This window comes from Methylobacterium sp. NFXW15, assembly GCF_049887755.1.
Classification (GTDB): domain Bacteria; phylum Pseudomonadota; class Alphaproteobacteria; order Rhizobiales; family Beijerinckiaceae; genus Methylobacterium.
In genome coordinates, this window is the sequence record NZ_JAGEKG010000005.1 from 257,176 (window position 1) to 283,389 (window position 26,214).

Here is a 26,214-nt window from a genome sequence, read left to right on the forward strand (position 1 = left end):
AGCGGCCATCAACGCGGGGCGGGCACCCGCGACGCGTCCGGGGGCAGAGCCCCTTGCTCCCCGGCCGGGATCCCGTCCGTGCGCGGCGCGACCGGGATCGCGTCGCCGCTGCGGATCGCCTCGGCCGTGTTGCGCGGCCCGGCGAGACCTTCCGTGCCGCCGGGCGCCGTCGCGGGGTCGCGCCCGGCCGGGGCGCCGACCGATTGCGCATTCGCGGCGGCGGCCGTCGCGAGCAGCCCGCAGAGGGCCAGGGTGGGAGCCAAGGTAAGGGTCAGCGCGCGTGCCATGGTCGTCTCGCTCTCGGAGAGCAGGACGAATGGCCGGGAACGCGGCGAGTTCCCGTCGTGCCGGTGCCCGTGGTGATTTCGCGTCAGCGCCGCCGGTGCGGCACGTGGTGGCGATGATGACGGCGGATGGCGCGACCGCGCAGACCGCCGGGCGCGGTGGCGCGCGGCTGGCCTGCGGGGGGCGTCAGGCTTCCCTGCGCCGCCGCCTGGGTTGGCCGGAGCGATCCGCTCGCATCGATGGCGGCCCCGAGCCCGAACCACGCCATCGCCGCCAGGATGGCGATTGATCCAGAACGACGCATTCCCATCCGCTTTCCTCCCGTACACCGAACGGGTTTCCGGTTCGGCCCCCGCGACCCTGGAGCCGTGAACCGGTAACCACTTCGTCGGAATGCGCTCTAGCAGACAACAGGCCAGATGCAGGGCCGGGCGGGGCCCTTTGGCACATGGATTGCGCAAGTCCGTCAGCCGCTTCGCGCCCGGTCATTCGCAGGGCGGAGGACGGTCGTCAGGGACGATCCAACCATGTCGAGCGCCGCCCGGCCCGATCCCGTCACGCGCCCCGCCGCGCTCGGTCTCCTCGGCCTCCAGCACGTGCTGGTGATGTATGCGGGCGCGGTGGCGGTGCCGCTGATCGTGGGGCGCGCCCTGAAGCTGCCGCCGGAGCAGGTCGCCCTGCTGGTCAGCGCCGACCTGTTCGCGGGCGGCCTCGCCACCCTCGTGCAGAGCTGGGGCCTTCCCGGCATCGGCATCCGCATGCCGGTGATGATGGGCGTGACCTTCGCGGCGGTGACACCGATGGTCGCCATGGGTCTGAGCCCGGAAGTTGGCCTCACCGGCATCTACGGCGCGGTGATCGCGGCGGGCCTGTTCGCGATCCTCGCCGCGCCGCTCATCGGGCGGCTCCTGCCCCTGTTCCCCCCGGTCGTCACCGGCACCATCATCCTCGTCATCGGCATTTCGCTCATGCGCGTCGGGGTGAACTGGGCGGCAGGCGGGGTCGGCAACCCGCATTACGGCGCGCCGTTGCATCTCGCCATCGCAGCCTTCGTCCTGTGCGTGATCCTGGCGGTCACCCGCTTCTGCACCGGGTTCGTCGGCTCGGCCTCCGTCCTGATCGGGATCGTGGCGGGGATGCTGGTGGCCGCGCCGTTCGGGCTGGTCGATCTCGGCCATGTCGTCACCGCGCCATGGTTCGACGTGGTGCGCCCCTTCGCCTTCGGCCTGCCGACCTTCGATCCGGTCTCGATCGTCACGATGTGCGTGGTGATGATCGTCGTCATGGTCGAGTCGACCGGCATGTTCCTCGCCCTCAGCGAGATCTGCGCCGAACCGCTCGATGAGGCGCGGCTCGTCCGGGGTCTGCGCGCGGATGGCCTCGGCACGATGATCGGCGGGGTGTTCAACACCTTCCCCTACACGTCCTTCTCCCAGAATATCGGCCTCGTCGGGGTGACGGGCGTGCGCACACGCCTCGTGGCCGTCGTCGGCGGAGGGATCATGCTGGGCCTCGGCCTCGTGCCGAAGCTCGCGGCCCTGGTCGAGGCGGTGCCGCAATGCGTCCTCGGCGGAGCAGGGCTGGTCATGTTCGGGATGGTGGGCGCCACCGGGACCCGCATCCTCGGCGGCGTCGATTTCGCCGGCAACCGCAACAACCTGTTCATCGTCGCGGTCTCGGTCGGCTTCGGCATGATCCCCCTGGTGGCGCCGAACTTCTTCAAGGAGATGCCGCATGCGCTGCATCCCCTGTTGGATTCGGGCATCCTGCTCTGCGCCCTGTCGGCGGTTCTGTTGAACCTGTTCTTCAACGGGGTCGGCACGGCGGAGGCGGCACGCCATGCAGCGGCTCGCCAAGCGAGAGCCGCCGAAGCCCATTGATCCGGCATCGGCCGAGCCGGGAAAGGTCCGTGCCAGAACGCACAGGGCATGCCCACCTTCGTAATGAGGCCCTATAAATCATTCTTTTCAAACGGAAAAATTCGCACCTTTCGGCCACACCCGTTGGTCAGAGTCCGGTACGATCGTGCGTAAACGCACAATATTCGAGCTTTCCGCGTTGGATCCGGAGGCATTGCTGCTCATTTGATGACCCGTAGCGAGCGCCAGACGTCCGGCGCACCGCTCCGAACTTTCGGATGTCCGCCATGTCTTACCGTCTTCTCGCAGGCGCCGTTCTCGGCCTCTCCCTCTCCACGACCGCCTTCGCGCAGAGCTTCACCGCTCCCGCCGGCATCCCGGCCGTCACCGCCCCCGGCGGAGTCCAGGGCCGGGCTGCCGTGCCGAACCTGATGGATTCGCGCAATGTCGATGGCTATGCGGTCATCCGGGATGACGGCGTCGCGGTCACGGGCTCGATCCCGCACCATTTCGGCAGCCGCTACGATCGCAGCCGCTGAGGGACAAGTCGCGCGGACGGGCCGAGGCGTCGTCCGCGCAGACTTCGAGGCTTGGTTGAACTGCCGCGCTTTTCACCACCGGCCGCTCGAGACTTGTGCGTCGGCCTGTCGACACAGGGTTTGGCCCAAGGCCAGATCAGCCGGGTGAGTGCCGAAATTATCGGCTTCGCCGTGTAAGAACCGGCGCATAACATCCCGCTCCGCCCGCCATCTTTGCGGGACGAACGGGGTGATCGACGCGTGGCACATCTTCCTTTTACGCGCAGAACCTTGCTCGGTGCGGGCGCATTCCTCGGGCTCGACGCGGCGACCGGGCGACGGGCCCGGGCCGCGACGCCCCTGACGGTCGGCTTCATCTATGTCGGGCCGAAGGACGATTACGGCTACAACCAAGCCCATGCCCAGGCCGCCAAGGCCCTGAAGGCGATGGGCGGCCTCGAGATCACCGAGGAGGAGCGCGTCCCCGAGACCAACGCCGTCGAGAAGACCATGGAGAGCATGATCAATCTCGATGGAGCGACGCTGCTGTTCCCGACCTCGTTCGGCTATTACAGCCCGTATCTGCTCAACGAGGCGCGCAAGAATCCGAAGATCCAGTTCCGCCATTGCGGCGGCCTCTGGACCGAGAAGGATCCGCAGAACGCCGGCTCCTATTTCGGCTATATCGCACAGGCGCAGTATCTGAACGGCATCACCGCCGCCCATGCCAGCAAGTCGAAGAAGATCGGCTTCGTCGCGGCCAAGCCCATCCCCCAGGTCCTGAACAACGTCAACGCCTTCCTGCTCGGCGCCCGCAGCGTCGATCCGTCGATCACCTGTCAGGTGATCTTCACGGGGGAATGGTCCCTGGCGGTGAAGGAGGCCGAGGCCACCAACGCCCTGGTCGATGGAGGGGCCGACGTCATCACCTGCCACGTCGACAGCCCCAAGGTCGTGGTCGAGACCGCCGCCCGCCGGGGCGCCTTCGTCTGCGGCTACCATGTCGATCAGTCGCCGCTGGCGCCGCAGAAGTATCTGACCGGCGCCGAGTGGAACTGGCTGCCGATCTACAAGGACGCCATCGCCGCGATGCAGGCGGGCAAGGTCCCGGCGCATTTCGTCCGCGGTGGGCTGGCGGACGGCTACGTGAAGATGAGCCCCTATGGCCCGGCCGTGTCAGACGGTGCCCGCCGGAACGCGGACGCCGTGAAGGCCGAGATGTTGAAGGGCGGCTACGAGATCATCAAGGGCCCGCTCAAGGACAACACCGGCAAGGAGGTGATGCCCGCCGGGAAGGCCTACGCCGAGAAGGCGACCGAGCTGGAGAGCACGAACTACCTCGTCGAGGGCGTGAAGGGCTCGGTTTGAGGGCCCCGTCACGCCCTCCCCGTCATCGCGAGCGCAGCGAAGCGACCCAGGGCAGCGGGACGTCTCCGGCCGTGGCGCGTCCCTGGATTGCTTCGCTCCGCTCGCAATGACCGAGGAGGTTTCTGAGCCCGGCTGGCACGGTTTCTGCGGCGCTCTTCGGGAAGGCCATCGCGGAGGAACCTGAAGACGTGGTCGCGGACGCCGCCCCCTCGAAGCTCGCTGGCGACAAGCCGCGAGCCTGGACCACGCTTCCCCTGAGGGCGTGGCTGGCCCGTCGCCTGGAAGCTCTGGCCATCCCGGTCGGGGCCGCCCTGGTGGGGTTCCTGCTGTTCGGCCTCTTCCTGATGGCGCTCGGCAAGTCGCCCCTCCAACTCGTGGACATCGTCTGGCGCGGCGGGTTCGGCTCGCCCTTCGCCCTCGGCAACAGCTTGCAGCGCGCCGCGCCCCTGCTCTTCGCGGCGCTCTGCGTGGCCTTACCCGCGCGGCTCGGCCTCGTGGTGATCGGCGGGGAGGGCGCCATCGTCCTCGGCGGCCTCGCCGCTGCGGCCGCCGCCCAACCGCTTTCCGGCCTGCCCGCGCTCATTGCGGTTCCGCTGATGGCCGGGGCGGCGGCGTTCATGGGCGCGGTGTGGATCGGCGCCGTGGGCTGGCTCCAGGCCTATCGCAACGTCAACGCGACGATCTCCAGCCTGCTCCTGTCCTACATCGCCATCGCGCTGGCCAACCACCTGATCGAGGGGCCGCTGCGTGATCCCGCGAGCCTCAACAAACCCTCGACCCTCCCGGTGGGCGACGCGTTCATGCTCGGGCCGATGCCGGTGATCGGCGTCCATTGGGGGCTCGGCTGCGGGATCATCGCCTGCGTGGTCGCCTACCTGCTCATGGACCGCACGACCCTCGGCTTCGCCGCGAGGATCGCGGGCGGGAACGTCAAGGCGGCGCAGATCCAGGGCCTGCCGGTCGGACGGCTGATCGTCGGCTTCACCGCGCTGGGCGGGGCCTTCGCGGCGCTCGCGGGCTATTTCGAGGTCGCGGCGGTCCAGGGCAACGCCAATGGCACGCTCGCGGCGGGCTACGGCTATACCGGCATCCTCGTCGCCTTCCTTGCCCGGCAGAACCCGATCGCGATCATGCCGGTCGCGTTCCTCCTCGGCGGCATCGAGGCGTCGAGCGGGCTGATCCAGCGCCGGATGCAACTGCCGGATGCGACGGTGCTGGTGCTCGAAGGGCTGCTCTTCCTCGTCGTGCTGCTCAGCGAGACGCTCTACGGCCGGTTCAAGCTCTTCAATCCGCATCTCTGGGCCCAGAAGCGCGAGGCCGTCACCGCATGAGCGACGATCTCGGCCTCTGGACGGTCCCGCTGGCGATCTTGGGCGGCGCGATCCGTGTCTCGACCCCATTCCTGTTCGTGAGCCTCGGCGAGACGATCACCGAACGCTCGGGGCGGATCAATCTCGGGCTCGAAGGCACCCTCGTGTTCGGGGCGATGTCGGCCTACGCGACCGCCGTGCTGACCAACTCGCCCTGGGCGGGGGTCGCGGTGGCGGGGCTCGCGGGCGGGCTGTTCGGCCTGCTCCACGGGACCATCTGCAAGTTCCCGAAGGTGAACGACGTCGCCATCGGCATCGCGCTGATGCTGTTCGGGACGGGCCTCGCCTTCTTCTTCGGCAAGCCCTTCATCCAGCCCCCCGCGCCGCCGCTCCCGGCCATTCCCTTCGGGGCGTGGTCGGACCTGCCGCAGGTCCAGGCGGCGCTCAGGGTCAATGTGCTGTTCCTGGCCGGCGCGGCCCTCTCGGTCACCCTATGGTGGGGCTTTCGCAACACCAAGGCCGGGCTGATCCTGCGCGTGGTCGGGGACAGCGCCGACGCGGCCCGGGCGCTCGGCTACGACGTCGACCGGGTGCGCCTCGTCGCCACCGGCCTCGGCGGGGTGCTTGCCGGGATCGGCGGCTCGTACCTCTCGCTCTACTATCCGGGCTCATGGAACGAGGGCATCTCCTCCGGCCAGGGGCTGATGGCGGTGGCGCTCGTCATCTTCGCCCGCTGGAACCCGCTCGCCTGCTTCGGGGCGGCGCTCCTGTTCGGCGGGGCGGGGGCGCTCGGCCCGGCCCTGCAATCGGTCGGCGTCTCGCAGGGCTATTACCTGTTCTACGCCGCGCCTTACGTCCTCACCCTCGTCCTCCTCATCGCCACCTCCTCGCCCCACCGGGCATTGGTGGGGGCACCGGGCGAGTTGTCCCTGTCGAAGTGAGTGTCAGCCGATGAACGGCCTCGGAGGATTGAACAAGTCGCCCAACGGCGTGGTGATCGGTCTCGTGCAATTGCAGTTGCCAAAGATCGAGACCCGCGCCGACATCGCCGCGCAGACCGACCGGATCGTGGCCCTGGTCGCCAAGGCCCGGGCCAATCTCGGCACCATGGATCTCGTGGTCTTCCCGGAATACGCGCTCCACGGCCTGTCCATGGACATCCGCCCGGAGATCCTGTGCACCCTCGACGGGCCGGAGGTGGCCGCCTTCAAGCGCGCCTGCGCCGAGCACCGGATCTGGGGCTGCTTCTCCATCATGGAGGCCAATCCCGGCGGGATGCCCTACAATTCCGGCCTGATCATCGACGATCAGGGCGCGCTGAAGCTCTACTACCGGAAGATGCATCCCTGGGTGCCGGTCGAGCCCTGGGAGCCGGGCAACCTCGGCATCCCGGTGATCGAGGGGCCGAAGGGCGCGAAGATCGGCCTCATCATCTGCCACGACGGTATGTTCCCGGAGATGGCGCGGGAGGCCGCCTACAAGGGCGCCGAGATCATGATCCGCACGGCCGGCTACACGGCCCCGATCCGCGAATCCTGGCGTTTCACCAACCAATCCAACGCCTTCTGCAACCTGATGGTCACGGCCAATGTCTGCCTGTGCGGCTCGGACGGCACGTTCGATTCGATGGGCGAGGGGATGATCTGCAACTTCGACGGGACGGTGCTCGCCCACGGCACCACCGGCCGCGTCGACGAGATCATCACCGCCGAGGTCCGCCCCGATCTGGTGCGCGAGGCGCGTGTCCACTGGGGCGTCGAGAACAACATCTATCAGTTCGGCCACCGGGGCTACACGGCGGTGAAGGGCGGGGCGCAGGATTGCCCCTACACCTACATGACCGACCTCGCGGCGGGGCGTTACCGCCTGCCCTGGGAGGATCAGGTCGCGGTCACGGACGGCACGTCCTGCGGCTTCCCGGCGCCGACCCGCGTCTACGACCAGCCCTCCCGGCGGGAGGCCGCCGAATGAGCGGGACCGTCGGCACTTTCGCTGCCGCCGAGCCCTATCCCTGGCCCTATGACGGCGACCTGCGCCCAGCGAACACCGCCCTCGTCATCATCGACATGCAGACGGATTTCTGCGGCAAGGGCGGCTACGTCGATGCGATGGGCTACGACCTCGCCCTGACGCGCGCGCCGATCGGGCCGATCGGACGCTTGCTCTCGGCGGCGCGGGCCGGAGGCTACCATGTCATCCATACCCGCGAGGGCCACCGGCCGGACCTCGCGGACCTGCCCGCCAACAAACGCTGGCGCTCCCGCCGGATCGGCGCGGGCATCGGCGATCCCGGCCCCTGCGGCCGGGTCCTGGTCCGGGGGGAGCCCGGCTGGGAGATCATCCCCGAACTGGCGCCGCGGCCGGGGGAGCCGGTCATCGACAAGCCGGGCAAGGGCTCGTTCTGCGCCACCGATCTCGAACTGATCCTCACCCAGCGGGGCATCCGCAACCTGATCCTCACCGGCATCACCACCGACGTCTGCGTCCACACGACGATGCGCGAGGCCAACGACCGCGGCTTCGAATGCGTGATCGTGTCGGACGGCACCGCCGCGACCGATCCCGGCAACCATGAGGCGGCGCTGAAGATGGTGACGATGCAGGGCGGCGTGTTCGGCGCCGTCGCCGCCTCGGCCGCGGTGATCGCTGCGATGGGCGTACACGCATGAGCGAGGCTCCGCCCCCCGACACGCTCTCAGGAGCCCTCGGCGTCGAGACCATCGGCATGACGAAGCGCTTCGGCGCCTTCGCGGCGCTGGACGACGTGTCGATGAAGATCGAGGCGGGCGGCTTCCACGCGCTGCTGGGGGAGAACGGCGCGGGAAAGTCGACCTTCGTGAAATGCGTGATGGGCTTCTACGCCCCCACATCCGGGAGCGTCCTGGTGGATGGCCGCGAGGTCGAGATCACCAACCCGAAGGGCGCGCAGGGGCGGGGCCTCGGCATGGTCTACCAGCACTTCACCCTGGTGCCGTCCCTGACCGGGGCCGAGAACCTCGTGATCAGCCGCGCCGACGCTCCCGCCATCCTCGATTGGAAGGCCGAGCGGGCGGCGCTCGCCACCTTCATGGAGGGCATGCCGTTCCGGCTGAACCTCGACCGGCCGGTGGCCGAACTGGCGGCGGGGGAGAAGCAGAAGCTCGAGATCGTCAAGCAGCTCTACCTGAAGGCCCGCTTCCTGATCCTCGACGAACCGACCTCGGTGCTGACACCCGGCGAGGCGGAAGAGGTTCTGGGTCTGCTGCGCGCCATGACCGACCGAGGCGATCTCACCGTCCTGATGATCAGCCACAAGTTCCGGGAGGTCGAGACCTTCGCCCGCTCCCTCAGCGTCCTGCGCCGGGGCCGCCTGGTCGGCGGCGGCGCGGTGGGGACCCTGTCGCGGGCGGACATGGCGGCGATGATGATCGGCGAGCGCGTCGTGCGGCCCATTGCTGCCCGCGTCGGCGAGCCGGACCCCGCCCGCGAGATCCTGCGCGTCGAGAATCTCGCGGCGACGGACGTGTCCGGCCTGCGCCGTATCGACATTCCCGATCTCAGGGTGCGGGCACGGGAGATCCTGGGCATCGCGGGCGTCTCCGGCAACGGCCAGAAGGAACTCGCCGACGTGCTGGGCGGCCGGATCCGGGCAGCGGGCGGGCGCGTCGTGGTGGCAGGCGAGCCCTATACCGGCACCCGCGCCCAGAGCCGGGCGCGGCGTGTGCGCTTCATCCCCGAGGAGCCCCTGCGGGAAGCCTGCGCCCCGCGCATGTCCGTAGCCGAGAACCTCGCCTTCCGCGCCTTCGACCGGCGGGGCGAGGATCCGTCCGGCCCGCCGACCTTCTGGCTCGACCGGCGGGCCATGTCCCGGCGGGCGAAGGATCTGATCGAGCGATTCAAGGTCAAGACCGCCTCGTCCGAGGCACCGATCGCGACCCTCTCCGGCGGCAATGTCCAGCGGGCGGTCCTGGCGCGGGAACTGACCGATCCGGTCGATCTCCTGATCGTGGTCAATCCGTGCTTCGGGCTCGATTTCGCGGCGGTGGCGGAAATCCGCACGCGCATCGTCACCGCCCGCAACGAGGGCGCCGCCGTGCTGCTGATCAGCGAGGATCTGGACGAGATCCTGGAACTCTCGGACCGCATCCTCGTGATGTCGGAGGGCCGCCTCGTCTACGAGACCGCCGCCGCGCAAGCCGAAGCGGGCACGATCGGGCGTCACATGGCGGGGCACCATTGAGGGGGAGCTTCCCGGGACGAGGGTGAGGGCCGGGTCACAGCTGCGAGCGGCCGAGATACCGCCGCCACCCGCCATAGTCGCTGATGTCCGTCGCCCCGGCGAGGCCTTCAGGCTCGACCAGGAAGCCCTTCGGCGTGGTGCCGTCCGCGAGCCGGAGTGTCCCGATCGAGAGAGGTGCGGGCACGGAGGCGACGAAGGTGCCGAACCCGGCAGCGGGAAGCGCCCAGACCTCCGTCTCGATGGCCGTGCCGGTTCCGGCCGCGACGCGGATCAGGCCCGGCCGGGCGGGCGGTCCGCCGGGTAGGGCATGGAAGCGGTAATCCGGGCTCGTCGGGACGGCGCGTAGGAAGCGACCGCCGCGCCCGGTGATCTCGCCGTTCAGGGGCAGGCCCGACAGGTGCGCCCCGACCACCGCGATCTCGATCTCGCCCGAGCCCGCCCGCGCGATTTCCGGCGCCTCGGAGGCCGGAGGAACCGGCGCGCCACTCGTGCCGAGCGTCAGCCCGGCGGCTTCGTGCAGCCGCGCGCCGAGGGTGGCGAGGAGGCCATCCGCGCCGCGCGGGGCGATGAGCGTCACGCCGGAGGGGAAGCCATCGGCCCGGAACCGGCCCGGCACCGCCAGGGCGCAGAGGTCCAGCAGGTTCACGAAGTTCGTGTAGGTGCCGAGCTCGCTGTTGGGGCCGATCGGATCGGCGGCGAGATCGGCGCAGGAGCGCGGCCGGGGATAGGTCGGCACGACGAGCACGTCGATCCGTGACCAGACCGCCTCCGTCGCCCGGCGCAGCTCGGCGAGGCGGTAGAGCCCGGCGAAGGCGTCGGCGGCCGAGTGTTTCGTCGCGGAAGCGATGATCGCCCGCGTCGTCGGGTGGAGGATCTCGGGGCGTGTCTCGATGACGGCGCGAATGGCTTGGTAGCGCTCGGCCACCCAGGGGCCGGTATAGAGCAGGGCCGCCACCGCCTGGAACGGGGCGAGGTCTACGGGCACGGCTCCGCCCGGCACCACAGTCGCGAGATCGGCGAGGGCGGCGGCGAAGGCCTCCTTGGACAGGGCGTCGCCGCCGAAGGACAGGCCCGCCGCGTCGGGCACGCCCAGGCGCAGCCCCGGCGGAACCGAGGCCGGACGAGCGGGGACCGGCAAGGACCGCGAATAGGCGTCCTCGGGGTCGTGGCCGAGCATCACCCGGTAGGCGGCATCGGCATCCGCCACCGTGCCCGCGAAGACCGACAGGGTGTCCAGCGTCCGGCAGGCCGGGACCATGCCCCGGCCGGAGACGCTACCGAGAGAGGGCTTCAGCCCGACGATGTTGTTGAGCCCGGCCGGGACGCGACCCGACCCCGCCGTGTCGGTGCCGAGGGCGAAGGTGACGAGGCCCTGCGCGACGGCCACGGCCGAGCCCGACGAGGAGCCCCCCGGCACCATGCCGGGATCGAAGGCGTTGCGCGGCGCGGGGTAGGGCGTGCGGACGCCGACGAGACCGGTGGCGAACTGGTCGAGATTGGTCTTGCCGATGAGGACCGCGCCCGCCGCGAGGAGGTTCGCCACGGCCGGGGCGGTCGCCGCGGGGCTGTAGGCGAAATCGGGGCAGGCGGCGGTGGTCGGAAGCCCCGCCACGTCGACATTGTCCTTCACCGCGAAGGGCAGGCCCCAGAGCGGTTTCGCCAGGGGGTCGAACGGCCCCAGCGCCCGCGCGGCGGACAGCGCCTCCGCCTCGGGGACGAGGGCGAGGAAGATGCCGGGATCGGAAACGGCCGCGATCCGCCGGTAGGTCTCGGCGATCACCGCCTCGGGCGAAAGGCCGTCCGCATAGGCGGCGTGGAGCGCGGCCAGGGTCGGGAATGCGGGCATGGACATGATGCGCGGGTCCTCGCGACGGATCGGGCCATCAGGCGTCGATGATGCTCACGTGGGCGGCGACCACCCGCCAGCCTTCGGGCAGGCGCACCCAGGTCTGGCTCTGGCGGCCGACCTTTCCCGGCGCACCCGCGCGGGTGAACAGGGTCATGGCGACGGCGACATCCCGGCCATAGGTGGTGATCACCGTCTGCTTCAGGTCCCGCGCGAGACCTTGCGGCGAGCGCCCCCGGCGGAAGGCGCGGATCGCGTCCATGCCGTAGAGGTTCTCCCCCGCGCCGTAGCGGATCGTGCGGGGATCGTCGTGGAACAGCGCTTCCAGCACGGGCACGTCGTTGGTGACGAGGGCCTGTTCGTAGACGGCGAAGGCCGCCTCGACCTCGGCCTTCACGGCGGGATCGTCGATCACCATCACAGCCTCGCCACGGGCGCCCGCGCCACGCCCTCCTGTTCGAGATGCCGCGCCACCCGCAGGGCGAGGTCTTCCCGCCAGGGGGCGGCGATCACCTGCACGCCGAGCGGCAGGCCGTCATCGGGCCAGACTGGCGCCGCGACCACCGGCAGCCCGATGAAGGAGATCGGCTGGGTGTAGAGGCCGATATTGGGCCGCACGGGCAACTTGACCCCGCCGAGCACGAAGGTCGTCTGCCCGCCGCGCGGAGCCCGGCAGGGCGTGGCGGGAGCCAGGATCACATCGACATCGCGGAACAGCTCCAGCACCGCCGCGCGGTACCAGCGCCGGAAGCGCTGCGCCCGCTCGATGAAGGGCGCAGGCAGCATCGCCCCGGCGATCAGCCGGTCGCGGACCGCCGGGTCGAATTCGGTGGCGCGGTGGCGCAGGCGGTCGAGATGCAGGGTGGCGCCCTCGGCGGCGGAGATCAGGTACGCCGCCGCCCGGGCGCGGGCGGCTTCCGGGATCTCGATGCGGCCGGTGGCGCCGAGGGCGTCGGCGGCCCGTTCCACCACCGCGAAGGCGTCCGGCTCGCCAGCGCTGGCGAAGTAGCCGCCCGCCACGGCGATGCGCAGGCCGCCGATACCCTCTTCGAGGCTGGAAAAGGCCGGGGCGGGCGGGCGCTTCGCGCAGGCGGGATCGTCGGGATCGGGCCCGTGCATCGCATCGTAGGCGAGGGCCAGATCGGTCACGCTGCGGCCCATCGGCCCGAGATGGTCGAGGCTCCCGACGAAGGGGAAGCTGCCCGCCCGGCTCGTCCGGCCATAGGTGGGTTTCAGCCCGAAGCAGCCGCAGAAGGTAGAGGGCACCCGGATCGACCCGTTGGTGTCGGAGGCGAGCGCCAGGGGCACGAGACCCGCCGCCACCGCACCTCCGGATCCGCCGGAGGACCCGCCCGACATCCGCGTGAGATCGTGCGGATTGTGGGTGTCGCCGTCGTGGATGTTCTCGCCAGTGAAATCGTAGGCATATTCGCCCATGTTGAGGGCGCCGACCAGCACGCCGCCCGCCGCCTCCATCCGCCGGATCAGCGCGGCGTCCCGGTCCGCCGGGGGGCGGTCGCGGTTGATCCGCGAACCGGCCCGCGTCGGAAACCCCGCCACGTCGAACAGGTTCTTCGCCGCGAAGGGCACACCGCAGAGCGGGCCCGGTGCCTCCCCGCGGGCGAGACCCGCGTCGAGGGCCTCGGCCCGCGCCAGGGCGCGCTCGGCCAGCACGTCGGTGAAGCTGTTCACCGCCGGGTCGATCCGCGCGATTCGGGCCAGGGCGGCGGACACGACCGTGCGCGCGCTCACGGCTTTCGAGCCGACCCCCGCCGCGATGTCGGCGGCGGTGGCGACGGACCAGTCCTTGATCTCTCCCACGGGTCAGGCCTCGAAGACCGGGGCGGCCTCGGCCTCGTCGGGGAGGGGGAAGCCCTCGACCAGGGCCGAGGCCGCCCGGAGCACCCGCAGATTCGCCAGGACCGGCTCACGCCATTCGGGTGCGAGGGTCAGGCCGAGGAGGCCCGCACTCGCCTCCATGACGGCTTCGAGGTCTGGGGTGGCGACGGGATCGGACGACATGCTGGGACCTTCGACGGCTACGCTCGCGCCCGTCAGGCAAGGATCGTTCCGTCAGCGCCCGGCATCCGACACGGCCTGCGTCCAGGCCCCCTCGGGCGTCTTGGTGATCACCGCGTGATCGGTCCCGTTCGCGAGGAGGATGCCGACGGTGCGCTCGTAATCGGCCGGGTCGAGGCGCCCATCCCCCTTGTCGAGGAGCTTGGCGATCTCGGTCATCATCCGCGTCTGGTGCTTTTCGGTCTGCGCCCCGCTGGCATCGTTGTCGAGGACGATACCGGCGGCTTCGTCGGGATGCGCGGCGGCATAGGCCCAACCCTTCATGGAGGCCTTCACGAAGGTGGCCAGCCGGGCGACGAAGGCCTTGTCCTTGAGCTTGCCCTCGAGGGCGTAGAGCCCGTCCTCAAGGGTGGCGACGCCCTGGTCCTCGTAGCGGAACACCACCAGTTGCTCCGGCTTGAACCCGGCGTCGATCACCTGCCAATACTCGTTGTAGCTCATGGTCGAGACGCAATCAGCTTGGCGTTGGATCAGCGGATCGACGTTGAAGCCCTGCTTCAGCACCTTCACGCCGGAGGGTGAGCCATCGGTCTTGAGGCCGAGCTTCGCCATCCAGGCGAGGAACGGATACTCGTTGCCCGAGAACCAGACGCCGAGGGTCCGGCCCTTGAGGTCGGCGGGGGTCTTGATGCCGGTCTCGGCCCGGCAGGTGAGCATCAGCCCCGAGCGCTTGAACGGCTGGGCGATGTTGACGAGCGGTACGCCCTTCTCCCGCGCGGCGAGCGCCGAGGGCATCCAATCGACCACCACATCCGCCCCGCCGCCCGCGATGACCTGCGGCGGCGCCACGTCCGGCCCGCCGGGCTTGATCGTCACGTCGAGCCCGGCCTCCTTGTAGAAGCCCTTGGCCTGGGCGACGTAATAACCCGCGAACTGGGCCTGGGGCACCCATTTGAGCTGCAGCGTCACGGGCTCCGCCGCCCACGCACCGCCCTGTCCCAGGCAGAGGGCGAGGGCCCCGAGCAGGCCCGCCCACGCACCCCGTCCCGCCATCGTCCGCTCGCTCGCCATTCCGGATCCCCCTGCCGATCGTGATGGGTGTTCAGGCCGTCCGCGCCGGAGGCGGCCGGTGCGTCGTCGCCCGCTCGATGAGCGCGACAAGTCCGTAGAAGCCGGAGCCCGCGAGCCCGGCGAGGGCGATCTCGGCCCAGACCATGTCCAGTGCGAGCCGCGCCGCCTCGATGGAGATGCGGAAGCCCATGCCGACGATGGGCGTGCCGAAGAACTCGGCCACGATCGCCCCGATCAGCGCCAGCGTCGCGTTGACCTTGAGCGCCGTGAACAGGAAGGGCAGGGCGGTGGGCAGGCGCAACAGCAGAAGGGTCTGCCCGTACCCCGCCGCGTAGCTGCGCATCAGGTCGCGTTCGAGGCGGCCCGTCGCGGCCAAGCCCGCGCTCGCCTGCACCAGCATCGGGAAGAAGGTCATCAGCGCGACCACGGCGGCCTTGGACGGCCAATCGAAGCCGAACCACATCACCATGATCGGCGCGACGCCGACGATCGGCAGGGCCGAGGCGAAGTTCGCCACCGGCATCACGCCCCGCCGCAGCACCGGCACCCGGTCGGCGAGGATCGCGAGACCGAGGCCGGCGAGGTTGCCGAGGGCGTAGCCGGGCAGGGCCGCCTTCACGAAGGTCTGCACGAAATCCGCCGCCAGCACCGGCCACGCGCTCGCGAAGCGCGCCGCGACGCTTGAGGGCGGCGGCATCAGCACCGTGGGCACGCCCGCCCCCACGGTCACGATCTCCCAGAGCGCGACCACGAGGAACCCGAACAGCAGCGGCGGCCCGAGCGCCACGACCCGGCGTCCCACGGGGCGGGACGGGCTCAGGGCGGCAAGGTCGGAGGCGGCGAGGCTCGCCAGCAGCCACAGACCGAGCGTCGCGCCCCAGACACCCGGTCCCGCCTGTCCGGCGATGTCCGGGCGGTGGGCGAGGACGCAGAGGGCGAGCCCGAGGGCGCAGGACGCCCCGGTCAGGGCGAGGGCGCGGCCCGGATGGCGACGGGGTCCCGTCATCGCCGCGCCCCCGTCAGTCTGGCCGTGCCCGCTTCCGCCAGGGACACCGCCGAGACGAGGAGAGCCGAAAGCCCGGCGGCGGCGAAAAGCGCCGCCCAGATCTGGATCGTCTGCCCGTAATAGGAACCCGCGAGCAGGCGCGCGCCGATTCCGGCCTGCGCGCCGGTCGGCAATTCGCCGACGATGGTCCCGACGAGGCTCGCCGCCACCGCGATCTTCAGGGCCGCGAACAGATAGGGCAGGGCGGCGGGCAGGCGCAGCCGCCACAGGGTCTGCGCGCGCCCGGCGGAATAGGTCCGCATCAGGTCGCAGAGCATCCGGTCGGGGGAGGTGAGCCCCTTCACGAGCCCGACCGTGACCGGGAAGAAGCAGAGATAGGCGGCGATCACCGCCTTGGGCAGCAAACCGGTCAGCCCGGCCGCCCCGAGAGCGACGATCACGATCGGCGCGACCGCCAGGATCGGTACCGTCTGCGAGGCGACGATCCACGGCATGAGGCTGCGCTCGACGCTGCGCAGGTGGACGATGGCGATGGCCAGGACGAGACCGAGCGCGGCGCCGATCCCGAACCCGACGAGGGTCGCGGAGAGGGTGACCCAGGCATGGTAGGCGAGGCTGCGCTTCGAGGTGACCGGCAGGCCGAACAGGCTGCGGGCGAGTTCCTGCATGACCTGATGCGGCGCCGGGACGACCGGCCTCTCCTGCGCCATGGTCGCGGCGGCGACCGTGGCGAAATCCGGCGTTTCACCCGCCCGGATCAGGGCGTCGGCCGCTCCGTTCCAGTTGCCGAGGAGCGCGCCGAGATACCACAGGGCGAGGATCGCGAGCACCACCCCCGCCACCGGCAGGGCGTTGCCGCTGTGCTGCAAAGGCTCAGCCTTCATAGGCGTTGCCAGCCCGCAGGCCCTCCCGGACGCGGTGGGCGAGCGCCAGGAATTCCGGCGTCTCGCGGATCTCCAAGGGGCGCTCCCGCCCGAGGCCGGTGCAATCGACGACGTCGACGATGCGGCCGGGCCGGGGCGACATCACCACCACGCGCCCCGACAGGTAGACCGCCTCCGCGATGGAATGGGTGACGAACAGGACCGTCTTGCCGGTCTCCCGCCAGAGGTCGAGCAATTGCGCGTTGAGATGGTCGCGCACGATCTCGTCGAGGGCGCCGAAGGGCTCGTCCATCAGCAGGAGCTTCGGCTCGAAGCACAGGGCGCGAGCGATGGAGGCGCGCTGCTGCATCCCGCCGGAGAGCTGCCAGGGAAACTTGCGCCCGAAGCCTGTCAGGTGGACGAGGTCGAGGTAGCGGGCCACCCGCTCCCGGCGCTCGGCGCGGGGGATGCCGAAGATCTCCAGGGGCAGGGCGACGTTCCGCTCGACCGTCCGCCAGGGATAGAGGGCGGGCGCCTGGAACACGAAGCCGTAATCCCGGCGCCGCCGCGCCGCCTCGGCGCCGAGGCCGTTGACGGTCAGCGTCCCGCCGGTCGGCTGCTCCAGATCGGCGACGCAGCGCAGGAAGGTGGTCTTGCCGCAGCCCGAGGGACCGATGAACGAGACGAACTCCCCCCGCGCGACGGTGAGGTCCACCCCCGAGAGGGCGAAGACCGGACCGTCGGCTGTCTCGTAGGTGAGGGACAGGCCACGCGCCGCGACGGCGGGCTCCGCGATGGAGGGAGACGGCGTGGGGGCCGGGGACGGCACGGACCGGAGGGACGCGACTTGAGACGCGGGCATGGCGGGCGCGGCACCGGGTTCGTCCTCGGCCGCGCGGCGGCGGCCTGCCAAGGTTGCGAGCATTTTCCGTGCCGTCAGAGGAGAGCGTGGGACGGTGCCCGGAGGGCGCGATCGAGGCGGGGAGGCTCGGCCGGGGCCGCCTCGGCCGCCAGGGCATGGTAGCGGCGGAAGCCGTAGACCAGGGCGTCGCCGCCCCCTCCCGCCAGGGCATCGACTTCGCAGAACAGCACATCGTGGGTACCCGCCGGGACGCGCCGCACGATCCGGCATTCGAACGCCGCCAGCGCTCCCGCCAGAAGCGGGCCGCCCCCGAGCCCCTCGTCCCAGGCCCCGACGCGGAACCGCTCGTCCATCGGGCGGCGCCCGAACACATCCGCGAGGGCGCGCTGGTCGGCGGCCAGCAGGTTCACGCAGAGCCGCCCGTTACGGTCGAAGGCGGGAAAGGCCGAGGCGCCGCGGTTGATGCAGACCAGTAGCGTCGGCGGAGCGTCGCTCACGCTGCACACCGCCGTGGCGGTGAAGCCGGCCCGTCCGCCGGGGCCGTCCGTGGTGACGAGATGCACGGCGCCCGCGAGTCGCGCCATCGCCTCGCGATAGGCGGCACCGTCGATCATCGGGAGAGGGTCTCGCAATCCCATGCCGGAAGCCTCCTCAGGGCCGGTCGAGGAAATCGAGGAGCGCGCGGTTCACGGGCTCCGCGCGGGTGACGCTGTGGGCATGGCCGCCCTCCGGCGCGAGATCGAGCCGGGCCCTCGGCAGGGCGGCGGCGAGGCGCTCCGAGGCGGTGTAGGGCACGAGCACGTCGTCCCGCGCGGCCATCACCAGGATCTCGTGGGCGACGGCGCCGAGGCGCCCGCCGAAATCGCAGGACTCCAGGGCGGCGATCCGCGCGAGCACCGTCTCCTGTCCGGGGAAATGGGCCAGTGCATGGGCCTCGTCCGCCGCGAGGCGATCACCGTTCGCGCTGATCCAGGCCGCCGGGTAGAGGAAGATGGCCTGTGCGGCCAGGAAGGGCTCGACCCCGGCGCGGGTCAGCAGCGCCTTACGGGCGGCGAAGCAGCGGCGTGTGGCCGGGTCCATCGTCTCCCAGCCGTTGATGACGACGATGCGCCCGACCCGCCCGGGATGGTCGAGGGCGAGTTGCAGGGCGATCAGGCCGCCGAGCGCATGGCCGACCATGTCGGCCTGCGCGATGCCGAGGGCGTCGAGCACGCCCAGCGCATCGCGGGCCATGGCGGGGATGTCGTGGCCGGGCTCCAGGGGGCCCGGCGAGCGGCCGGTGCCCCGGTGGTCGTAGGTGACGACGCGGAAGGCGGCGCCGAGCGCCTCCATCTGGGGCGCGAAATACCCGGCCGAGCCGCCGAGGCCCGGCGAGAGCAGGACGGGGCGCCCCGTGGCGAGCCCCGCGACCGCGTGGTGGACGGGGGCCGCCATGGCCTCACCCGGCCTTGCCGACATGCGCGACGGTGGCGATCTCGACCAGCGCATCGGGCTTCACGAGGCCGCACTGGATGCAGTAGCGGGCGGGCTTGTCGCCGGGGAAATACTCCGCGTACACGGCGTTGATCGCCCCGTAATCGGCCCAGTCCCGCACGAAGATGTGGTTGAAGGTGACGTCGTCCATCGTGCCGCCCGCGGCCTCGACGACGCCCTTGATCGTCTCCAGCACGTGCCGGGCCTGCGCGCCCGCATCGCCGACATGGACGACGTTGTTGTCCTTGTCGAAGGGGAGGGTGCCCGAGACGTAGAGGATCCCGTCCGCGAGGGTGCCGGGCACGTAGGGCGCGAGCGGCTTGCCCGTGCCGGGGGGAATGATCACGGTCTTCGGCATGGTCTTGCTGGCCTTTCAAGAAGTTTTGGAAGTTCGTTCAAACCTCTCGCCGTCTTTGCGAGCGGAGCGAAGCAATCCAGGGCGGCATCACTTCTGTTGAATATGGCGGATCCCTGGATTACTTCGCTGGACTCGCAAAGACGAGATGGTTACGTCAGCGCGGCCTCGAAGGCGGCGACGTCGGAGACCCAGCCGAAGAAGGTCTCGATGTTGTAGAGGGCGGCGTCCTGCTGCGCGGGCGGCCCGGCTTGATGGGTCGCGTCGGCGAGGACGATCCCGAAATATTCGAGGAAGAACCCGTCCCGCAGGGTCGATTCCACGCAGACATTCGTGGCGATGCCGGTGAAGGCCAGGGTGCGGATGCTGCGGGCGCGCAGCATGCTGTCCAGCGGCGTATTGAAGAAGCCGCTGTAGCGCGGCTTGCCGAGCACGATCTCGCCGGGCGCGGGCTTCAGCTCATCGACCAGGGCGTAATCCCAGGTGCCCCGGGCGAGCAGGGGCTCGTTCATGTCCGGCCGGGTGCGCATGTGCTTGAGCGCGTTCGACTTGTGCCAGTTCGGCGAGCCCGGCCCCCCGGCCTCGACATAGGCCGGGTCCCAACCGTTCTGGAACCAGACCACGGTGATCCCGGCGGCGCGCGCCGCCGCGACCGCCCTGGCGATCCGTTCGATGACCGGCCCGGTCGCCGAGACGTCGAAGCCCGCCCGGTCGAGATAGCCGTTCTTTGAGGCGTAGGCGTTCTGCATGTCGACCACGATCAGCGCGGTCGTCGCGGGGTCGAGGGCGATGGGCTCCGGCCGGGCCGGGAGCGTCACCGCCCCGTGGCGGCCCGCCGGATCGCGGTAGCCTGCGGGTGCGCCCATCAGGCGACCTCCGCCAGCGGCGCGGCCTCGGGGGTGACGTGGCGCCGCGTCTCCATCAGCGGCTGGATGCGGGTGCCGAAATCATCGAGCCCCTTGAGGAAGTCATCGAAAACGAGGAGCACGCCGCCCGTGCCCGGCACGGTCATGACCTGATCCAGCAGGGTCGCGACCGTCGCGAAGGAGCCGACCAGCGTGCCCATGTTGATGTTCACCGCCGAGGTCGGGTCGGCCATCTGGCGGACATTGGTGTCGCTGCCGGATTTGGTGTCGGCCGCCCCCTGGAGGCCGAGCCAGGCGATGGCCTCCTGATCGGCCCCGGCCTTGTAATGCTCCCACTTGGCGTGCGCCGCCGCGTCGGTCTCGTCGGCGATGACCATGAACAGGACGTAGGAGGACACGTCCCGGCCGGTCTTGGCCTTGGCCTCTTCCAGCCGCGCCACGGTGGGGGCGAAGGCGGTCGGCGTGTTCACGCCTTTTCCGAAGCAGAAATTGTAGTCCGCGTAGGTCGCGGTGAAGTCCATCCCCGCCGCGCTCTGCCCGGCGCAGATGATCTTCATGTCCGCCTGCGGTTGCGGACTCAGGCGGCAATCGTCCATCTGGAAGAAGTCGCCCTTCAGGTCGCTGCGGCCCGTACCCCACAGGTCGCGCAGGATCTGCGCGTATTCCGAAAGGTAATCGTATCGGCGGGCGAAGTACTCGTCGCCGGGCCAGAGCCCCATCTGCGAGTATTCCGGCCGTTGCCAGCCGGTGACGAGGTTCAGCCCGAACCGCCCATGCGAGATGGAATCAATGGTCGAGGCCATCCGTGCCGTGATGGCCGGGGGCAGGCACAGGGTCGGTGCGGTGGCGTAGAGCTTGATCCGGCTCGTCACCGCCGCGAGGCCCGCCATCAGGGTGAACGATTCGAGATTGTGGTCCCAGAACTCGGTCTTGCCGCCGAAGCCGCGCAGCTTGATCATCGACAGGGCGAAATCGAGCCCATAGCCCTCGGCCTTGAGGGTGATCTCCTTGTTGAGGTCGAAGCTCGGCTTGTATTGCGGCGCATTCTCCGACAGGAGCCAGCCGTTATTACCGATCGGGATGAACACGCCGACATTCATGGGGTTGGCCATCGCACTCTCCCCTCACACGACAGGCGAAGAAACCTGTCGATGATGCCTCCGGCATTCCGAATACGCCGATAGAGGAAAGATCCTCTTTGCGACGACTTGCCGAAGCAAGCTCAGGACCGCTCGTGAGACTGAGAGTGAGACGATTGGACCAAACGGTCAAACTTCGAACGGCCGATTTTGACCGTTTGCACAAACTTCCCGCCGAATGACTGCACGCCGAGCGGGATCTGCGCAGGATATGGGCGCAAAACCGCTCTTCCGGCTCGAATCAGGCGAGGCCGACGCGACCGAGGATCAGACCTTGCGTGTTCGCGACGGTCTCCTCGAAGAAGGCCGGATCGGCGAGGCTGCGCCCGGTGATCGCCTCCACCTGCGTCGCGAAGTCGGCATAGTGCTGCGTGATCGCCCAGATCGAGAAGATCAGGTGGTGCGGATCGTGGGGGGCGATCCGGCCCGCCGCGATCCAGGCACGGAGGATCGCGGCCTTCTCCTCCACGAGGCTCCGCAGGGGGCCTTCCAGCTCCTCGCGCAGGAGACGCGCGCCCTGGACGATCTCCAGGCAGAACAGGCGCGAGGCCTGCGGGGCGTCGCGGGACAGGGTCACCTTCCGGCGGATGTAGTGGCGCAGGGCGTCGGCGGGCTCGCTGTCGGCGTGGAGCGAGTGAAGCGGATCGAGCCAGACGTCGAGCACCCGCCGGAGCACCGCGACGTAGAGGTCTTCCTTCGAGGGGAAGTAGTAGAGCAGGTTCGCCTTCGAGAGCCCGGCACGGTCGGCGATCTGGTCGATGCTGGCCCCGTGCAGGCCGACGGTGGAGAAGATGTCGAGGGCCGCGTCGAGCACGGTCTCGCGGCGCGCCTCCCCATCCCGCCGCCGCCGCCGCACCGGCGCGGTCCCGCCGCCTCCCGCCACACCCATCCTCCGTCTCGCATCCCGCCTTCATAGCCATAGCGCGAAGCGCGGTCGCGCCGAAGCGTGGCCGCCGGCTTGCATAGCGCCCCGGCAAGAGTGACGCCGGTAGGGAAATGCCATGTGCCTGGGTGACGATCCGACCTGCGCGGCCTTCGCCGAGCATCGTCTGCGCTACCGGCGCGACATGGAGCCGGAGCGCCGGGCCTTCCTGAAGAGCACCTTCGCCGCCACCGGCGGCGCCGCCGCGATGCTGGCGGGCGGCACCTCCCTCGTCAGCCCCGCCCTCGCCCAGACGAGCGCGGCCAAGATGGCTGGGACGAGGGCTGCGAAGGGGGCCGGACACACGGCGCATTACCACCTGCCCGCCAATGCCGACACCGTGCACTGGGGCTATTTCAGCAAGAGCCTGAAGCCGCAGGTGGAGATCGATTCGGGCGATTTCGTCACGATCGAAACCCTGACGCACCACGCCAACGACGATGCCGAACGGATGGTCAAGGGCGATCCGGGGGCCGAGAGCGTCTTCCTTTGGACCAAGGAGACAAAGGGCGTCGCGCGCCGGGGCGCCGGGCCGGACGATGCCAAGCTCGGGCCGGGCGGCGGCCTCGGGGTCCATATCTGCACGGGGCCGGTGGCGATCCGCGGCGCGGAGCCCGGCGACGTGCTGGAGGTGCGCATCCTCGACGTGGCCCCGCGCCCCAGCGCGAACCCGCAATTCAAGGGGCTCGCCTTCGGCAGCAACGCGGCGGCGTGGTGGGGCTACCATTACAAGGATCTGCTGACCGGGGACCGGCCCCGCGAGGTCGTGACGATCTACGAGATCGACGCCACCGGCCGCCGCGACTGGGCACGGGCCGCCTACAGCTTCCGCTGGCCCGGCGTGACCGACCCGAACGGGGTCGAGCACCCGACGATCGACTATCCCGGCTTGCCGGTCGATCACGCGAAGACGAAGCGCAACTTCGAGGTGCTGAAGGGTATCCGCCTCCCGATCCGGCCGCATTTCGGCACGATGGGCCTCGCGCCCGCCGAGGCCGAGATGGTGAACTCCATCCCGCCGAGCTACACGGGCGGCAACATCGACAATTGGCGCATCGGGAAGGGCGCCACGATGTACTATCCGGTGGCGGTGCCGGGGGCGCTGTTCTCGGTCGGCGATCCCCATGCGAGCCAGGGCGATTCCGAACTCTGCGGAACGGCCATCGAGTGCTCGCTCACCGGCACGTTCCAGTTCATCCTGCACAAGAAGGCCGACCTCGCGGGGACCTCCCTCGAATCCCTCGATTTCCCGATGATCGAGACGGCTGAGGACTGGGTGCTGTCCGGGTTCAGCTACCCGAACTACCTGCGCGACCTCGGGCCGGACGCCCAATCGGCGATCTTCGAGAAATCCTCGATCGATCTCGCCATGCGGGATGCCTTCCGCAAGATGCGCCAGTTCCTCATGCACGCCCAGGGCCTCACCGAGGACGAGGCGATCTCCCTCATGTCGATCGCGGTCGATTTCGGCATCACCCAGGTGGTCGACGGCAATTGGGGGGTCCACGCCATCGTGAAGAAGGCGATCTTCGCCGAAAGGCCCGCGTAGAGCCGGGCCGGTCGGCAGCATGACGGGCTCCGATCCGCACCGGATCGACGCCGATCGCTGGGCGGAGCGGCGGCGCATCACCGAGCAGGCGAGCGGCGACGCGGCATGGTCCCTGTGGGGGCCGTATCTCAGCGACCGGCAATGGGGCACGGTGCGCGAGGATTACAGCCGCGACGGCAATGCGTGGCGCTCCCTGACCTTCGAGGACGCGCGCTCACGCGCCTATCGCTGGGGCGAGGACGGGATCGCGGGGATCTGCGACGACCACGGGCTGATGTGCCTGTCGCTGAGCCTGTGGAACGGGCGCGACCGGATCCTGAAGGAACGCCTGTTCGGGCTGACCAACGAGGAGGGCAATCACGGCGAGGACGTGAAGGAGGTCTATCACCACCTCGATGCGGTCCCGAGCCACGCCTACCTCAAGTTCCTCTACCATTACCCGCACGGGCCCTTTCCCTACGAGGAGCTGATCGCGGGCAACGCCCGTCGCGGGCGCGACGAGCCGGAATACGAGATCGGCGAGACGGGCGCCTTCGACGAGGACCGCTACTTCGCCGTCACGGTCGAGTACGGGAAGGCGGATGCCGACGACCTGTTCATGGTCGTCACGGCGATCAATCGCGGGGCCGAGGCCGCCGAGTTGCACCTCGTGCCGCAACTCTGGTTCCGCAACATCTGGAGCTGGCGCGAGGGGCGCGTCCCCTGGCGGCCCTGGCTCGAAGCTTCCGAGGGCGGCGTCGATGGCCACCATCCGCGGCTCGGCCGGTATCGCCTGTCCTACGGGGGCGAGCCCTCGCTCCTATTCTGCGAGAACGACACGAACCTGCGCCTGCATGGCGGCCAGCCCGAGGCGGCGGGGCCGTTCAAGGACGGGCTCGACGCCGCGATCGTCCGGGGCGACCTGTCCGCCGTCAGCGGGACGCGCGGGACGAAGCTCGGCCTGCACTACCGCTTCCACCTCGAACCCGGCGGGAAGGCCAGCATCCGCCTGCGCCTCTCGGCGGGGTCCCGTCGGCGCGGGGTCGATTCCGCCGAGGGGATCCTGCGCCGTCGCGCGGCCGAGGCGGATGCCTTCTACGACACGTTGAGCGAGGGCATCGACTGCCCGGACCGTCGCCGCATCGTCCGGCAGGCCGCCGCCGGGCTGATCTGGACGAAGCAGCTCTATTGCTACGACGTGCGGACTTGGCTCTGCGGTGACCCGCTCCAGCCCCCGCCGCCCCATGAGCGGCGGGACGGGCGCAACGCCACGTGGAAGCACTTCGCCAGCGCCGACATCCTCTCCATGCCGGACAAGTGGGAATATCCCTGGTTCGCCGCCTGGGATCTCGCCTTCCAGTGCCTTCCGCTCGCCCTGCTCGATCCCGATTTCGCGAAGGGGCAGCTCCTGCTCCTGACGCGCGAATGGTACATGCACCCGAACGGGCAGCTCCCCGCCTACGAATGGGAGTTCGGCGACACCAACCCGCCGGTCCATGCCTGGGCGGCCTACCGCGTCTTCCAGATCGACCGCGAGCGCCGGGGCGGGCGGGGCGACATCGCCTTCCTCGAAGGTGTCTTCCACAAGCTGCTCATCAACTTCACATGGTGGGTCAACCGCAAGGACGCCCAGGGCCGGAACGTCTTCCAGGGGGGCTTCCTCGGCCTCGACAATGTCGGCGTGTTCGACCGCTCCCGTCCGCCGCCCGGCTTCGGCGCCGTGCATCAGGCCGACGGGACCGCCTGGATGGCGATGTACGCGCTCACCATGATGCGCATCGCGCTCGAACTGGCCCTGCACAACGACGTCTACGAGAGCACGGCCTCGAAGTTCTTCGAGCATTTCCTCGGCATCGCCGAGGCGATGACCGACATGGGCGGCGAGGGCGTCGGCCTGTGGGACGAGCAGGACGAGTTCTATTACGACGCCGTCGACATGCCCGGCGGGACGATGATCCCCTTACGCGTCCGCTCGATGGTGGGCCTCGTGCCCCTGTTCGCGGTCGAGGTGATCGACCCGTTGACGTTGCAGCGGCTGCCGGACTTCGCCCGACGCCTCAACTGGGTGCTCGACAACCGCCCGCACCTCGCCGCCCTGGTCTCGCGCTGGAACGAGGGCGGCATGAAGGACCGCAAACTCCTGTCGCTCCTGCGCGGGCACCGGATGAAGTCGCTGCTCCGGCGGATGCTCGACGAGGCGGAGTTCCTCTCGCCCTACGGCATCCGCTCGCTCTCCAAGGCTCATCGCGACGCGCCCTATGCCCTGGATGCCTTCGGGGCGTCGTTCACCGTGCGCTACGATCCGGCGGATTCGACCTCGACGATGTTCGGCGGCAACTCGAATTGGCGCGGCCCGGTCTGGATGCCGATGAACTTCCTGATCATCGAGGCGCTGCACCGCTTCCATACCTTCTACGGCGACGCGTTCACGATGGAATTCCCCACCGGATCGGGCCGGGAATTGTCGCTCTCGGCCATCGCCACCGCCCTGGAGGACAGGCTGATCGCCCTGTTCACACAGGGTCCCGACGGCCACCGGCCCTATCTCGGCGACAGGGACAAGACCCGCCCCGGCGACGGGGAGAAGGCCCTGCTGTTCCATGAGTTCTTCGACGGGGATACCGGCCGGGGTCTCGGTGCCTCGCATCAGACCGGATGGACGGCGCTGATCCTCAACCTGCTGCACCGGCAGGCGCAGCGCTGAA

General features: G+C 69.9%; 26 protein-coding genes. 10 read left to right on the forward strand and 16 right to left on the reverse strand.

The window, feature by feature from the left end:
* Positions 1–8 precede the first annotated feature (8 nt).
* Entirely contained in the window at positions 9–287 is a 279-nt protein-coding gene (locus J4O73_RS13755) for a hypothetical protein (protein WP_426218120.1), read from the reverse strand.
* An 83-nt stretch (positions 288–370) separates the two neighbouring features.
* Complete coding sequence (locus J4O73_RS13760; RefSeq protein ID WP_426218122.1) at positions 371–589, reverse strand: hypothetical protein; 219 nt, start codon at positions 587–589, stop codon at positions 371–373.
* A gap of 223 nt (positions 590–812) precedes the next feature.
* Here J4O73_RS13760 and J4O73_RS13765 point away from each other — a divergent pair, with 223 nt between their 5' ends.
* From J4O73_RS13765 to J4O73_RS13800, 8 genes are all read left to right on the forward strand, one after another.
* Positions 813–2,165 carry a nucleobase:cation symporter-2 family protein gene (locus J4O73_RS13765; RefSeq protein WP_426218124.1) on the forward strand — a complete coding sequence of 451 codons (1,353 nt, stop codon included), beginning with the start codon at positions 813–815 and terminating at the stop codon, positions 2,163–2,165.
* Positions 2,166–2,431: 266 nt separating this feature from the next.
* Complete coding sequence (locus J4O73_RS13770; RefSeq protein WP_426218126.1) at positions 2,432–2,683, forward strand: hypothetical protein; 252 nt, start codon at positions 2,432–2,434, stop codon at positions 2,681–2,683.
* A 240-nt stretch (positions 2,684–2,923) separates the two neighbouring features.
* Positions 2,924–4,030 carry a BMP family ABC transporter substrate-binding protein gene (locus J4O73_RS13775; RefSeq protein ID WP_426218127.1) on the forward strand — a complete coding sequence of 369 codons (1,107 nt, stop codon included), beginning with the start codon at positions 2,924–2,926 and terminating at the stop codon, positions 4,028–4,030.
* Between the two features lie 188 nt (positions 4,031–4,218).
* Complete coding sequence (locus J4O73_RS13780; protein ID WP_426218129.1) at positions 4,219–5,361, forward strand: ABC transporter permease; 1,143 nt, start codon at positions 4,219–4,221, stop codon at positions 5,359–5,361.
* Positions 5,358–6,281 carry an ABC transporter permease gene (locus tag J4O73_RS13785; RefSeq protein ID WP_426218131.1) on the forward strand — a complete coding sequence of 308 codons (924 nt, stop codon included), beginning with the start codon at positions 5,358–5,360 and terminating at the stop codon, positions 6,279–6,281. The genes J4O73_RS13780 and J4O73_RS13785 overlap by 4 nt, the downstream gene beginning before the upstream one ends.
* Positions 6,282–6,291: 10 nt before the next feature.
* Entirely contained in the window at positions 6,292–7,311 is a 1,020-nt protein-coding gene (locus J4O73_RS13790; RefSeq protein ID WP_426218132.1) for a formamidase, read from the forward strand.
* A complete protein-coding gene (locus J4O73_RS13795; protein ID WP_426218134.1) occupies positions 7,308–8,009 on the forward strand; it encodes a cysteine hydrolase family protein in 702 nt (233 codons plus the stop codon). Before J4O73_RS13790 ends, J4O73_RS13795 begins: the two co-directional genes overlap by 4 nt.
* Positions 8,006–9,559 carry an ABC transporter ATP-binding protein gene (locus tag J4O73_RS13800; RefSeq protein WP_426218136.1) on the forward strand — a complete coding sequence of 518 codons (1,554 nt, stop codon included), beginning with the start codon at positions 8,006–8,008 and terminating at the stop codon, positions 9,557–9,559. The genes J4O73_RS13795 and J4O73_RS13800 overlap by 4 nt, the downstream gene beginning before the upstream one ends.
* Positions 9,560–9,593: 34 nt before the next feature.
* Here J4O73_RS13800 and atzF read toward each other — a convergent pair whose 3' ends face one another.
* From atzF to rutR, 14 genes are all read right to left on the reverse strand, one after another.
* Entirely contained in the window at positions 9,594–11,411 is a 1,818-nt protein-coding gene (atzF, locus tag J4O73_RS13805; RefSeq protein WP_426218138.1) for an allophanate hydrolase, read from the reverse strand.
* Between the two features lie 31 nt (positions 11,412–11,442).
* Positions 11,443–11,823, reverse strand: a complete 381-nt coding sequence (hpxZ, locus tag J4O73_RS13810) for an oxalurate catabolism protein HpxZ (RefSeq protein WP_426218140.1) — start codon at positions 11,821–11,823, stop codon at positions 11,443–11,445.
* Positions 11,823–13,226 carry an AtzE family amidohydrolase gene (locus J4O73_RS13815; RefSeq protein ID WP_426218142.1) on the reverse strand — a complete coding sequence of 468 codons (1,404 nt, stop codon included), beginning with the start codon at positions 13,224–13,226 and terminating at the stop codon, positions 11,823–11,825. The genes hpxZ and J4O73_RS13815 overlap by 1 nt, the downstream gene beginning before the upstream one ends.
* Positions 13,227–13,229: 3 nt before the next feature.
* On the reverse strand, positions 13,230–13,427 hold the full coding sequence (locus tag J4O73_RS13820) for a DUF4089 domain-containing protein (protein ID WP_426218143.1): 198 nt from the start codon (positions 13,425–13,427) through the stop codon (positions 13,230–13,232).
* A gap of 51 nt (positions 13,428–13,478) precedes the next feature.
* A complete protein-coding gene (locus J4O73_RS13825) occupies positions 13,479–14,477 on the reverse strand; it encodes an ABC transporter substrate-binding protein (protein ID WP_426218381.1) in 999 nt (332 codons plus the stop codon).
* 49 nt (positions 14,478–14,526) lie between these two features.
* Positions 14,527–15,501, reverse strand: a complete 975-nt coding sequence (locus J4O73_RS13830) for an ABC transporter permease (protein ID WP_426218145.1) — start codon at positions 15,499–15,501, stop codon at positions 14,527–14,529.
* Positions 15,498–16,385, reverse strand: a complete 888-nt coding sequence (locus tag J4O73_RS13835) for an ABC transporter permease (RefSeq protein WP_426218147.1) — start codon at positions 16,383–16,385, stop codon at positions 15,498–15,500. Before J4O73_RS13835 ends, J4O73_RS13830 begins: the two co-directional genes overlap by 4 nt.
* Positions 16,375–17,289 carry an ABC transporter ATP-binding protein gene (locus J4O73_RS13840; protein WP_426218149.1) on the reverse strand — a complete coding sequence of 305 codons (915 nt, stop codon included), beginning with the start codon at positions 17,287–17,289 and terminating at the stop codon, positions 16,375–16,377. The genes J4O73_RS13835 and J4O73_RS13840 overlap by 11 nt, the downstream gene beginning before the upstream one ends.
* An 11-nt stretch (positions 17,290–17,300) precedes the next feature.
* Positions 17,301–17,840, reverse strand: coding sequence for a flavin reductase (locus J4O73_RS13845; protein WP_426218151.1), 540 nt, complete (start codon positions 17,838–17,840; stop codon positions 17,301–17,303).
* A gap of 37 nt (positions 17,841–17,877) precedes the next feature.
* Positions 17,878–18,660, reverse strand: a complete 783-nt coding sequence (gene rutD / locus J4O73_RS13850; RefSeq protein ID WP_426218152.1) for a pyrimidine utilization protein D — start codon at positions 18,658–18,660, stop codon at positions 17,878–17,880.
* Positions 18,661–18,664: 4 nt separating this feature from the next.
* Positions 18,665–19,057 carry a pyrimidine utilization protein C gene (gene rutC / locus J4O73_RS13855; protein WP_426218154.1) on the reverse strand — a complete coding sequence of 131 codons (393 nt, stop codon included), beginning with the start codon at positions 19,055–19,057 and terminating at the stop codon, positions 18,665–18,667.
* Positions 19,058–19,206: 149 nt separating this feature from the next.
* On the reverse strand, positions 19,207–19,920 hold the full coding sequence (gene rutB / locus J4O73_RS13860; RefSeq protein ID WP_426218156.1) for a pyrimidine utilization protein B: 714 nt from the start codon (positions 19,918–19,920) through the stop codon (positions 19,207–19,209).
* Complete coding sequence (gene rutA / locus J4O73_RS13865; protein WP_426218382.1) at positions 19,920–21,020, reverse strand: pyrimidine utilization protein A; 1,101 nt, start codon at positions 21,018–21,020, stop codon at positions 19,920–19,922. The genes rutB and rutA overlap by 1 nt, the downstream gene beginning before the upstream one ends.
* Before the next feature lie 280 nt (positions 21,021–21,300).
* Positions 21,301–21,948, reverse strand: a complete 648-nt coding sequence (rutR, locus tag J4O73_RS13870) for an HTH-type transcriptional regulator RutR (protein ID WP_426218158.1) — start codon at positions 21,946–21,948, stop codon at positions 21,301–21,303.
* A gap of 112 nt (positions 21,949–22,060) precedes the next feature.
* On the opposite strand from rutR, the gene J4O73_RS13875 reads away from it, so the two are divergent.
* Positions 22,061–23,530, forward strand: coding sequence for an acetamidase/formamidase family protein (locus tag J4O73_RS13875; protein ID WP_426218159.1), 1,470 nt, complete (start codon positions 22,061–22,063; stop codon positions 23,528–23,530).
* Positions 23,531–23,549: 19 nt separating this feature from the next.
* Positions 23,550–26,213 (forward strand): MGH1-like glycoside hydrolase domain-containing protein, encoded by a 2,664-nt coding sequence (locus tag J4O73_RS13880; RefSeq protein WP_426218161.1) that lies wholly within the window; start codon positions 23,550–23,552, stop codon positions 26,211–26,213.
* Position 26,214: the final 1 nt, after the last annotated feature.